Genomic DNA, 12067 nt, shown 5'->3' on the forward strand with positions numbered 1-12067 from the left:
TCATCTCTTATTTGGATCTTCATCGAAAAACAGAGTCACTCGCCATCCGGGCTTGGCATCGCGACCCTCTCAACAGCGATAGGCAACATCTCATGTCGGGCACATCCGCTCAGCTTCAGAGCAATTCCCTCATCGCGCCTGTGGTACCGCAGCCGATCGATCCGGGGGAGATCGTTGGGCTCAATCTGCAAAACCCCACCGCCGACCCATTATCGGCGCAGTACATCAGCTTCGGGGAGGTGTTCAAGGCTGGCGCCGTCCCAGCTGGGAGCCAGTTGGTCGCGATCGTCAACGGCACCGACATCCCGGTGCAAATGGATGTCAAAACCACCTATCCGGACGGTTCCGCCGAGACCGCGACGATCACCATGTTGCAGCCCGCCATCGCCGCCAGTGCGACCGTCGGGGTGATGCTGGCGTTGGCGCCGACGGGCACAACACAAGCGGCGCCGGTTGAAATTGGCCAGGAAATCGCCGCCACCGGCTATGATCTCGGCGTCACCATCGCCGTTCAAGGCGGCAGCACGTATACGCTCAATGTCGCCAATCTCTATGCCCAGGCCGTGGCCAGCGGCAGCGCCACCACCCTGAAACAAGGCCCGGACGCGACCGAGGTCCAGTTTCAGACCGATGTCACCAGTTCGCTCCGTATGGTCTTCAACGTCACTGCCTATGCCAATGGCACGTTCCGCACCAATGTCCAGTTCGACAATGACCTCGCGATGCAGGCGAGCGGCGGAACACTCACCTATAATGCCAGCATCACCCAGGGCGGCCAAACCGTCTATCAGGTGAGCAACCTGACGCAATATCAATATGAGGACTGGAATCAGGTCGTCTACACGGGGACCAGCGCGCCCGCGGTCAATGTCCAGCACGACATGGCCTATCTCGAGCAGACCGGCGCGATCGCCAATTACGATCTCGTCGATGGCGTGCCGGCCTCCTATGTCGCGAGCGAGGCGAGCAGCGTCGCGCAGCCGGGCTGGAACGCGCCGCTTTCGACCGACGGCATCACGCAATACATGCCGATGACCGGCGGGCGCCCCGATATCGGCCCGACCACGCAGGCGAATTCGCTCTGGCTGATGACCCAGAATGCCGCGGCCGCGCAATACGCCCTCGGCCAGGCCGATGTCGGCGCCGGTATTCCGTGGAATTTCTATAACCCGCAGGCAAGCGCCTGGCTCAATACCAACCAATATCCGAATATCCGCACCGATGGCTGGGATGATAGCTCAACCCTTCCGACCCAGCCGGCGAGCGCGACCAATAACGGCTGGACACCCGATACCGCGCATCAGCCGGATCTTTTCTATGACGCCTATCTTCTCACCGGCGATCAATCCTATCTCGATGCGCTCAACGCACAGGCGGCGTTCGGGATCACCTCGCTCTGGCCGGCGATGCGCGATGGCGCATTGAACAGCACCGGCAATGACAATGTGATTTTCGGCAACCAGGTGCGCGGCGCCGCCTGGACTCTGCGCGAGATCGACGAGGCGGCTTACGCCAACCCGACCGGCTCGGCGGAAAAAGCCTATTTCACCCAGGTGATGAACGATAATTGGCGCTGGCTCGCGAGCCAGATCCCGACCTGGACGGCGCTCGAAGGCCAGGCGCACGGCTATATCATCGATACCTTCGAATATGGCTACGCTTTCGCCCCCTGGCAGCAGGATTATTTCATCAGCACCGCCGTGCAAGCGGCCGAGATGGGCAACCAGAATGCGGTGACCTTTCTCAACTGGGCAACCAATTACATCGCCGGAAGTGTTCTCAATCTCGGCCATGACGCGATCAATTACGTCACCGCCGCGTTCCCCAATAGCGTCTCCTGGAATGGCCAGATCTATTGGGATTCGACGACCAATTCCTGGGCGTATGCGCAGCCCTTGCAAACCTGGAGCGCGATCGAGGCCAACACGCAAATCTACGGCCCCTCCAACGGCAGCGGCTGGTCGATGAGCGAAGGCGACTATGGCGCCGATCGGCTGCAAGCGCTCGCCGGCATCATCTCGGTCACCGGCTCGCCAGAAGCGATGCAGGCTTATGCCTGGCTTTCCGGAAGCGGCGCGCCCTACACCAGCGCGGCAGCGATCCAAGCGCAGCCGCAATTCGATATCGTGCCACGGCTGCCGGACGGCAACCTGCTCACGCTCGGCAATCTCTTCACCTTCGACAGCACTGCGCCGGAAATCGATCAGGGCGCCGGGACGGCGGATCAGCTCATCGTCGAGGAGGGCAACGCCAACGTCACATTGCAAGGCGGCAATGGTGGCATCAATATTCTCGCCAATTTCGGCACGGGAAATGACGTGCTCACCGGCGGCGATCAAGGGAATTACATTTTCGCCGGCCCCGGCAACGACACCATCATCGGCGGCGCCGGTGACAATTACCTCCAAGCCGGCACCGTCGTTCCCGAGTCATTCTATGATGGCGCAACGCCGCCGGCCTCGGTGCCGGTCGCAACAACCTTCGTGCTCAACACCGCGCTTGCCGCCCAAGATACCATTGCCGGGTTTCAGCCTGGCACCGACGTTATTGATCTTGTCTCCGGCACCGGCCAGGCGCTCAGTAACACGCAGATCGCCGCCATCATCAGCACCGCGACGATCGATTCCACCGGCGATACGGTCTTGCAAATCGGTGCTGACCACAGCGTCACGCTGAGCGGCATCGCGCCTTCGGCGCTGAGCCCGTCCTTCTTTCTCGAAGCCGATCTGACAGCGTCAGATACCCTTGCGCAACCCTCGGTGCTTACCGTCGGGCCGGGGCAGGAATACGCAACCCTCACCCAGGCCGCGGCCGTGGTCCAGAGCGGCGATACCATCGATATCCAGGCCGGCACCTACACCAATGATTTCGCGACCATCAGCGGCAACGTGACGATCCAGGGCGTCGGCGGCACTGCAACCTTTGTCGCAACCGAAACCCCGCCCAACGACAAGGGGATTCTCGATCTCACCGGCAATATCACCGTCGATAACCTCGCCTTCACCGGCGCTTCTGTGCCGGCCTCGTTGGGCGGCAATGGTGCTGGCATCCGCTATGAGAGCGGCAATCTCGTGCTCAACCACGACGCTTTCTATGGCAATCAAGACGGGCTGCTTGCCAACCCCGATCCCACCGGCAGCATCATCATCAACGATTCCTATTTCTCCGATAACGGCTCGGGCACCGGCTATACGCATAATCTCTACGTCAACGAGGTCGGAACTCTGCTCGTCAACGGCAGCACTTTTACCGACGCTCAGGTCGGCCACGAGATCAAGAGCCGCGCGCTCAACACCATCATCACCAACAGCACCATCGCCGACGGGCCAAGTGGTACCGCGAGCTACGCGATCGATCTCCCCAATGGCGGCAACGCCACCATTGTCGACAATCTGATCGAGAAAGGGCCGAATTCCGAGAATCCGACGATGATTTCCGATGGCGAGGAAGGAGGGATCTATCCCAACTCCACCCTCACCGTGAGCGGCAACATCTTGCTCAATGATCTCGCCTCACCCTCGTCGCTCGCGGTGATGAACGACACGACGACTGAAGCGGAAATTCAGGGCAATGCCATTTACGGTCTGACGTCAGCGCAAATCGCCTCGGGCCCGGCGACGATCGCCGACAATACCTTGCTGGCCAACGAGCCGGCTTTGCCCGCGCTCAGCGCGACGGTGCAGAGCCCCTCCGCAGTCACCGCGGTTGGCGCCGCAGGGACGGAAACGCTGACCACATCAGGCAATCTCATCACTGGCGGCACGGCCGCGCTCACGCTCCTCGATCAGGCGGGTGACAATACCATTCTCGGCGGCGCCGGCGGGCTTTCGGTCACCGGGGCCGCGGGGGATCAGATCGTTACCGCGGCTGGCTCCGCAAACAGCGTGTCGCTCGCCGGCGGCGAGACACTCGATAGTTTTGGTACCGATACCATATCGGCGACCACCGGCAGCAACGTAATCTTCGTCGCCGGCGCCGCCACCATCACCACCGGGGCGGGCAGCAGCAACATGGTCACGCTCGCCGGCGCCGGGGCGAACCTCGATAGTCTCGGCGCGGACACGATTTTTGCGGCAACCGGCGCCAATACCATCACCGCCGCGGGCGCGAGTCTGATCACCACCGATGCCGGTACCACGAACACCATCACCCTCTCTGGTAACGAGGTTTTGAACAGCAACGGCAGCGATGTGATCCAACTCGGTGCCGGCAATGACACCATCAACGCCACTGGCGCGGTGACAGTGATGGGCGGCGCCGGCAATGTCACCCTCACTGGCGGGGCTGGCGAGATCACCTTCATCGGGGGAACCGGCTCGGCGAGCATCACCGGCGGCGCTGGCGCGCTCAGTATCACCGGCGGGTCCGGCAACCTCACCCTCACCGGTGGCACAGGCCACGAAACCTTCGTTGCCGGCACCGGCAATGCTGTCCTCAACCCGGGCAACAGCACCAGCGCAATCACGCTCGGGAGCGGTGAGACCACGGCCAATCTCGGCCTCGGCAACACCACTTTCTATCTGCTGAGCAGCCATCCCGGCGGCACCGACATTCTCAACAACTTGCAAATCCTCGGTGACGTCTTCGAGCTCGAGGGCTATGGCAACGGGCTGCCGGTGGCAAAGGCCTGGGCTTTGCCGACCCCGTCGGGTATACTGCAATTGAATCTGTTGCTCACCGACAACACCCATCTCGCGTTAACGAACGCGCTGGTCCAGCATTACTGACTTGGGCGCGCGCCATTCTCAGCTATTTGGCCCGCGCGTCATCGATACCGGCTGCCAGCGCCGCAGCTCCGAGCGCATCAGCACCGCCGGGTTGACGCAGCTCATCGGCCAGCGGCCGGAGAGCACGAGCGCCAGTTCGCGCCCGACGTGGCGCTTGCGCGCCGGATCGAACCGCGCCGAGGCGGAGGCGACATGGGCGCTCAGCGTCACGTTCGGCATCGCGAGCAGCGGATTGTTGTTGCCCGGCGGTTCCGTCGCCAAAACATCGAGGGCGGCATGCGCGATCCAGCCCTCCTGCAGCGCTTTGATCAGGCCCTCCTCGCGCACCGTCGCGCCGCGGCCGGTATTGATGAAGATCGCGGTCTTTTTCATCTGCCTGAAATGCTCCTCGCCGAGCATACCCTCGGCCTCGGGCGTTGCCGGCGCATGCAGCGAGACGAAATCGGATTGCTGCAAGACCTCTTCGAGGGTCGCCGGCACGACATCATAGTCCGGCATCACCAGTTCCTCGATGAACGGATCATAAGCGATCATGCGCAGACCGAAGGGTTTGGCGCGGCGCGCCATCGCGCGGGCGACATGGCCGAACGCGATGAAGCCGAGGGTCTGGCCCATCAGGCGCGGAATTTGCAGCAGCGCCGGCCGCCCCTCCCGCCAGCGTCCTTCGCGCACCATGCGATCCTGCTCGACGACGCGGCGAAACCCCGCGAGTAAAAGTGCCATTGCGTGATCGGCGACTTCCTCGATGAAAGTGTCGGGGCAGTTGGTCACCGGGATGCCGCGCGCTGTCGCCGCGGCAACATCGACGCTATCGACGCCGACGCTGCCGAGCACGATCGCTCGGCATTTCTGCAAGGCATCGATGATCTCCTTGGTGATCTTCATCCCCTTGGCATAAATGGCATCGGCGTCGCGCGCGACTTCGAGAAAATCCTTCTCGTTGGCCGGCGTTTCGATGATCTCGACATCCAAGCCGGCGAGCGGCTCCCTCTCATAGTCATACCCGCCGGCGACGGTGAAACTCGCACCGGCATGGGTTGCGATCTTGAATTTGGCCATCCGCTGACCCCCCTTTCCTGTCGGGCACCGTGCGCCCGCGACCTCAGAACTTCGAAATGCGTGTCTCTTTTCCGGTGATGAATTCGAGCAAAGCCGGCGTTCCGGCTTTTGTCGCATCAATGCCGCGCCGGATCGCCGACGCGATGTCGCCGGGCTCGGTGATCCGTTCGCCATAGCCGCCAAACGCCCGCGCCATCGCCGCGTAATCGCCGGAAATGTCGGTCGCACGATATTTCTCGGTCGAGATCGGCATCACCTTGAGCTCGATCGCCATCGAAAAATTGTTGAAAAGAATCGAGAGAATGGGTATCCGCTCGCGCACCGCGGTCTCGAAATCCATCCCCGTAAAGCCGATCGCCGCATCACCCCAGACATTGATGCAAAGCTTGTCCGGCTTCGCGAGCTTGGCCCCCATCGCCAAGCCAAGCCCCATGCCGAGCTGCGTCGTCTTACCCCAACCGAGATAAGAAAGCGGCGCGGTGGAGACCCAGAACGGCGAGATCTGATCGCGCGGGCTGCCGGCGTCATGGGTGATGATGGTCTGGTTCGGATCGACGGCACGCATCAATTCGGCGATCACCCGATAGGGGCTGAGCGGCGTTTCGTTCGAACTCAGCCTCGGCTGCCATTCCGCCATCCAGCCTTCGCGCACGCTTGCGATCTCGGCGGCGATTTCGCTGCTATCGCGCGGGGATTTGAGGGTTTGCGACAGCTCGCCGATCAATGCTTCCAATGTGAGCGCGGCATCGCCGAGCAGGGCGGCGACGATCGGAACATCCTTCGCGAGATGGTCGGGATCGAGGGTTGCCTGGATGAAGCGCTTGCCCTTCGGAAAGCGAATGCCGAAATTGGTTTCAGTAAACGAACAGCCGATGCCGATGATCAGATCGGACTCGGCGATGAAATGATGCACCGGCTTCGGAATAGCATTGCCGCCGGAGCCGAGTGCCAGCGGATGGTTCTCGGGAAACGCGCTTTTCCCGCCGATGCTGGTGGTGACGGGGGCGGCGATCAGTTCGGCAAAGCGGCGAAGCTGTGGCCAAGCCTCGGCCCAGTGGATGCCAGTGCCGGCATAGATCACCGGCCGCCGCGCCGCGAGGATGAGTTCGGCGGCGCGGCGGACATCGGCAGGATCGGGCGCGGTGCGGGCGCGGATCGCCGGGCTGTAGTCGAAATCGCCGATCTCCTCGTTCCAGATGTCGGTCGGCACTTCGACGATCACCGGGCCGCCGCGGCCATTGCGCAGACGCGAGAAGGCGCGCCGCATGATGTTGGGCAACTCCGCTGGCACCGCGACCCATTCCGCCGATTTGGCGATGCCGCGCATCTCGCGCGTCGAACTGTAATTGGGGTCGATGCCGGCGATGCGGCGCGGATAGCCTTGCGGGATGACGAGCAGCGGCACCGATTCGCTATAGGCCTGCGCGACGCCGCCATAGGCGTTTTCGCTGCCCGGCCCGTGCTGCATGCAGAACGCGCCGATCTTCCGCCCCGAGGTGACGCGCGAGATCGCGTCCGCCATGTGCAGACCAATCCGTTCCTGGCGCACCATCACCGGGCGGATATCGACCGCGGCGGCGAATTCGATGAGATGATTGACGGGGTAGCCGCAGAGGATCTCGATCCCCTCGCGCTTCATGATTTCCGCAACCGCCTGACCCAGTTTCATCGTTTCTCTCCCCAGCCGTGACGCGCGTGATCATAGGGTCGGTTGACTAATGCCGCAAACCGCGCTCGCCGGTCAGGGCTTCGTCGCCACGCCTTCGATCAGAATTTCGCTGCTGTTGACGAAATTGCGCACATCCGCGCCAGGATGGCGATACAGCGCGCGATCGACGATGAGATGGCGCGCAGGCGTGCTTTTCTCGCAATGCTCCTTGATGAACACGCCGCCGAGCGGTTCGGCGTCCCCGCCTGGCGCCGCCTTGACGCATGTCCAACCCTCCTGCCCGTAGCGTGCCATCACCTGATCGGCGAGCAGGAACGCCTTCTTGTGAAGATAAAGCGGCGCTGCGGAGTCGGTTTTGATGCGGATAGCAACCACTTCGCCCTCAGTCACAAATAACGAAAGCGCAACCGGGTGCCCCGCAACCCGCGTCCCCGGTCGCGGATCATTATAGCGCGGTTGCGGATTGGCACCGGGGTCATAGCGAAAGCCAATCTCACGCCAGCCGTTGGCATCGGCCGGACATGCGAGATAGCCCGCCCAATCAGCGAGCTTTTGCGCGGGATCGGCGGCACAGACGAAATCACGATAGCCGGCTGCGGGCAGATCGGCGATTTTCATACCAATGCGAAATTCGCGAAGATCGCCCGCCTCACTATTTTCGCCAGCCTGCACCGCCGCGATCGGGAACAGAGCGAGGACGCAAAGCACGAGGCCCTGCGATAAAGCCTGACGCGTCGTCATGGTGCCGCTTTCTGCTCGCCGCCGCCCGGCGCATAAATATCGCAAACGCGCGATCCCGTGCCAAAGAAGGCAAGACACTCCTGATAATTCGGCTCGCCATGGCCTTTGATATCGGCGAGCACGTAATCTGCGATCGCGCCGATCTCCTGCGGCCGGAGGAAATTATTCGCGGCCAGCACCATGCCGTTGCCGACGACATCGTCCTCATGGAGGCCATAACAGGCGCCGTCCTGATAGGCGTCGCGGCGATGATAGGGCATACCGGTGCCGGGGCGGCCGCAGCTCACGGTTTCGATGATCTGTGCGCGATCGAACTTGGTTTTGCGGAGCGATAACGCATCGCCGCCATAGCCGCCGCCGCCGCCGCCATGCCATTTATGGCAGCCGGCGCAGTTGATACGATAGAGGCGTTTGCCCTCGGCGAGATCGCCGCTTGTTGCCGCCTCTGGCGTTGAGCCCGGGGGAACGGCCGGGCTTTGCGTCCAGCCTAGCAGGGGGGACACGAACAGCAGGAAAAACAGCGCAGAACCGAGCAAGCGCGGCAGACGTGTGACCATGTCAGGCAAGATCCATTATCGATCCCGCCCCGGCGCCGGTGACGCCGGGGCGGTTTCCGTCAAAGGCCGAAAACGAACAGCATCGAGCCTGGCGCAATCCGCTTCAGTTCCGGCGTGCCGTCGATGAACCATTTATCCCACGCGCCGCCCTGGCCGACGAGCAGCGCGATATATTGCTTGCCATCGACGCTGAAGGTCATCGGCGGCGCGCTGACGCCACCGCCAGTGTTGAACTCCCAGAGCTTAGCGAGAGATTTGGCATCGAGCGCCATCACCTTGCCATCCGGCTGCCCGGCCATCACCAGATCGGGCGTTGCCAAAATCCCGCCGAGCATCGGGTACGGCGTCTCCGCCTTGCCGGCGATCTTGCCGGTCGCGACATCGATCGCGGTGATGCTGCCGGTGATACGCACCGGATCGCTCGGCCCGCCGCCGGTGAAGAATTCACGCGGCTTGAAGGATTTGCCTGGCACCATCGCCTCGACGGTGATCCGGTTGCAGCTTTCGATCACCGGAATATACCAGAGATGGAGATTGGGATTATAGGCCGTCGGCGGCCAGTTCTTGCCGCCCATATTGCCCGGGCAAATCATCGTCACCTTGTTTTCCCGGGTCGGCGTCACCGCGGCGTTATAGGTCTGAACCGGCTTGCTCGGATCATACTCCATCGGCTTGCCGGTTTGCGGATTGATCCCCGAGGTCCAGGTGAATTGCTTGACGAAAGGCTGTGCCCAGACGAATTGCCCATTGGTGCGATCGACGGCATAGCCAACGCCATTGCGATCGGCTTCCAAGGCCAGATGCTTGCCGTTGATGTCGACGAGGACGTTTTCAGCGACGCTGTCGTAATCGAAGGCATCATTCGGCGTGTGCTGGAAATGCCATTTGATCTTGCCGGTCGCAGGATCGAGGGCGAGCGTGCTGTCGGTGTAGAGATTATCGCCGGGGCGATACGCACTATCCCAATCCGGCCCGGGATTGCCAACGCCCCAATAGATCGTATCCGTTCCCGGATCATAGCTGCCGGTAACCCAGGTCGAGCCGCCGCCGATCGCGGCCGCATCGTGATCATCCTTCCAAGTGTCGCTGCCCGGCTCGCCCTTGCCGGGGATGGTGTAGGTGCGCCAGACTTCTTTCTGCGTCGTGAGGTCGGTCGCCGCGATCCACCCGCGAATGCCATATTCGGCGCCGGCGACGCCGGTGATCGCGAGGTTTTTCACAACCAAAGGCGCCCCGGTAACGACCTCGCCCTTGTCGGGATTGGCGACCTGGCGCTGCCAGACAATCTTGCCGCTCTCCTTGTCGGTCGCGACCAAGCGGCCATCGAGGGTGTGGGAGATGACGAGATTATGCCACAGCGCAACCCCGCGATTATCGACGCCGCAGCACGCGATCGCGCCCGCCCAGTCGTGATCGGTCTTGGGGTCCATCTTCCACAGCAGCTTGCCTTCGCCGCCATGGGTGTCGATCTTGTAGACCGAACCCCAGCCGTCGGTGACATAGAGGATGCCGTCCTCGGCGAGTGGCGTTCCCTCAAGCCCGCCATGCGTCCAGATGCCGCCGCCCTCGAGGCCACCGAGCTGTAGCGTCCACGCGACCTTCAGATTCTTCACGTTGCCGGCGTTGATCTGATCAAGCGTCGAGAAGCGATGTGCGGCATAATCCTTGTGATGGAGAAGCCAGTTGCCGGCATCCTGATCGGCGTTCAGCAATTGCTGATCGGTGATGTCGCCGGCGCGCGCCGGCAGCGCCGCAAAGCCGAGCGCCAAGGCCAGACCCGCCACATTCGCGGCCGTCAACAGCCAATACTTATTGCGCTTATTCCACGCCATGGACCATTCCCCTTTGCTTTTTGGCGTCGATTTTTCAACGCCGGTTTTCGACGACGCTCTGCACGATGGCGTAGGCAAGGCACCGGCGAGGGTTACACCCGCGTTCTGCGGCTTTTACCCGCGTGTTTTACTCTCGTGCAGGCTTGGTATCGCCATCGTCACGTCACGCGGGAAAATAGAGCATGCCCGGCGGCACGCGTAAAGTTTCAAATCACGTCATAGAAAAATGATCTTGCAGGCGGCAACCAGGTTGCCCCCAGACCGCCTTTGCCCGAGATGCCATCCCAAAAACGACTCCAATTTCAAGAAATCACGCGCTAAGCCAAGGTGACGCTTACCGGGGCGTGGTCGGAGGGTTGTTCGGCGGCGCGGGCGGCGCGGTCGACGGAGGCGGCCGTGAGGCGCTCAGCCAGCGTCGGCGACAGCAGGACATGGTCGATCCGCAGGCCACGATCGGCGGCAAAGGCGCCGGCCTGATAGTCCCAGAAGGTGAAGATAGGCCCCTCCGGCGTCAGCGCGCGCAAGCCGTCCGTCATGCCGAGCCAGACCAGGGTGCGGAAGCGGGCGCGGCTTTCCGGGCGCACCAGCGCGTCATCGGGGGCGAGCGCGCCGGGGGCAAGATCGTCGTCATCGGGGCAGATATTGAAATCCCCGGCGAGCACCAGCGGGGTATCGGCGGCGAGGAGGGCGCGCGCGTGCGCGATCAGTGCGTCCAGCCAGCGGAGCTTGCGCCGATAGCCCTCGACGCCGCCGGAATTGCCATTCGGCGCGTAAAGCCCGCCGATCACCATCTCCGCCGCCTCGATTTCGATATAGCGTGCCTCCGGCGGGCCATCGCCATCGGCCGCAAGGCCAGGCAAGGCCCGCAGCCTGACCTCAAAGGGGATGCGCGCGAGCACGGCGACGCCGTTATAGGCTTTCTGGCCGACGATTTCGGCGCGATAGCCGAGCGCCGCGAACTCGAGTTCGGGAAAATCCCGCGCCTCGCATTTCAGCTCCTGGAGCAACAGGATATCCGGCTGTTCGCAGGCAAGCCACGCTTGCACCTGACCCAGACGCTTGCGGATCGAATTGACGTTCCAGGTGGTGATCTTCACGCGCGCGGCCACTCACTCGACCGCGAACGAGGTGCCGCAACCGCAGGAAGAGGTGGCGTTAGGATTTTTGACCTTGAAATAGGCACCCATTAATTCTTCGACATAGTCGAGTTCGGCGCCGGCGAGGAGATCGAGGCTGACCGGGTCGATGGCGACCCGCGCCCCCTCTTCTTCAATCACCACGTCATCGGCGGCGATCGTTTCATCGAGATCGAAGCGGTATTGCAGGCCGTTGCAACCGCCAGCGAGCACGGCGACGCGGAGCGCTGCCGGCGCGGCGCCACCGGCGGCCGGCGCGGCGAGCAGGGCGGCGACGCGGCGCGCGGCGCGCGGGGCAAGGCGAAAGCGGGGCGGGGTGGCTGTAAGGTTCATAGGAGCGAAGATA

The 12067-nt window shown here is 62.7% G+C and carries 8 protein-coding genes; 1 reads left to right on the top strand and 7 read right to left on the bottom strand.

Features of this window, described 5'->3' with window-relative positions; genetic code table 11:
- Positions 1-92: 92 nt before the first annotated feature.
- The gene (locus ACP5M5_RS04510) at positions 93-4727 is read left to right on the top strand and encodes a beta strand repeat-containing protein (protein ID WP_427935812.1); all 4635 of its coding nucleotides are present in this window, start codon (positions 93-95) and stop codon (positions 4725-4727) included.
- A gap of 18 nt (positions 4728-4745) precedes the next feature.
- Here the strand turns inward: ACP5M5_RS04510 and ACP5M5_RS04515 are convergent, their stop codons facing one another.
- From ACP5M5_RS04515 to ACP5M5_RS04545, 7 genes are all read right to left on the bottom strand, one after another.
- Positions 4746-5786 (bottom strand): C-terminal binding protein, encoded by a 1041-nt coding sequence (locus ACP5M5_RS04515; protein WP_427935814.1) that lies wholly within the window; start codon positions 5784-5786, stop codon positions 4746-4748.
- A gap of 43 nt (positions 5787-5829) precedes the next feature.
- Entirely contained in the window at positions 5830-7455 is a 1626-nt protein-coding gene (locus ACP5M5_RS04520; RefSeq protein WP_427935816.1) for a thiamine pyrophosphate-requiring protein, read from the bottom strand.
- Between the two features lie 72 nt (positions 7456-7527).
- Positions 7528-8196 (bottom strand): hypothetical protein, encoded by a 669-nt coding sequence (locus ACP5M5_RS04525; RefSeq protein WP_427935818.1) that lies wholly within the window; start codon positions 8194-8196, stop codon positions 7528-7530.
- Positions 8193-8753 carry a c-type cytochrome gene (locus ACP5M5_RS04530; RefSeq protein ID WP_427935820.1) on the bottom strand — a complete coding sequence of 187 codons (561 nt, stop codon included), beginning with the start codon at positions 8751-8753 and terminating at the stop codon, positions 8193-8195. The genes ACP5M5_RS04525 and ACP5M5_RS04530 overlap by 4 nt, the downstream gene beginning before the upstream one ends.
- Before the next feature lie 59 nt (positions 8754-8812).
- Positions 8813-10552 (bottom strand): PQQ-dependent dehydrogenase, methanol/ethanol family, encoded by a 1740-nt coding sequence (locus ACP5M5_RS04535; RefSeq protein WP_427935822.1) that lies wholly within the window; start codon positions 10550-10552, stop codon positions 8813-8815.
- Between the two features lie 350 nt (positions 10553-10902).
- On the bottom strand, positions 10903-11682 hold the full coding sequence (xth, locus tag ACP5M5_RS04540) for an exodeoxyribonuclease III (RefSeq protein ID WP_427935824.1): 780 nt from the start codon (positions 11680-11682) through the stop codon (positions 10903-10905).
- Between the two features lie 12 nt (positions 11683-11694).
- Positions 11695-12054: a HesB/IscA family protein gene (locus ACP5M5_RS04545; RefSeq protein ID WP_427935826.1), complete on the bottom strand. Its 360-nt coding sequence runs from the start codon at positions 12052-12054 to the stop codon at positions 11695-11697.
- Positions 12055-12067 lie beyond the last annotated feature (13 nt).

Origin of the sequence: Acidibrevibacterium sp., from assembly GCF_049965395.1 — a bacterium.
Taxonomy (GTDB): Bacteria; Pseudomonadota; Alphaproteobacteria; order Acetobacterales; family Acetobacteraceae; genus Acidibrevibacterium; species Acidibrevibacterium fodinaquatile.

Coding starts and splice junctions, on each gene's coding strand:
- ACP5M5_RS04510 (WP_427935812.1), top strand. CDS start 93: ATGTCGGGCACATCCGCTCAGCTTCAGAGCAATTCCCTCATCGCGCCT.
- ACP5M5_RS04515 (WP_427935814.1), bottom strand. CDS start 5,786: ATGGCCAAATTCAAGATCGCAACCCATGCCGGTGCGAGTTTCACCGTC.
- ACP5M5_RS04520 (WP_427935816.1), bottom strand. CDS start 7,455: ATGAAACTGGGTCAGGCGGTTGCGGAAATCATGAAGCGCGAGGGGATC.
- ACP5M5_RS04525 (WP_427935818.1), bottom strand. CDS start 8,196: ATGACGACGCGTCAGGCTTTATCGCAGGGCCTCGTGCTTTGCGTCCTC.
- ACP5M5_RS04530 (WP_427935820.1), bottom strand. CDS start 8,753: ATGGTCACACGTCTGCCGCGCTTGCTCGGTTCTGCGCTGTTTTTCCTG.
- ACP5M5_RS04545 (WP_427935826.1), bottom strand. CDS start 12,054: ATGAACCTTACAGCCACCCCGCCCCGCTTTCGCCTTGCCCCGCGCGCC.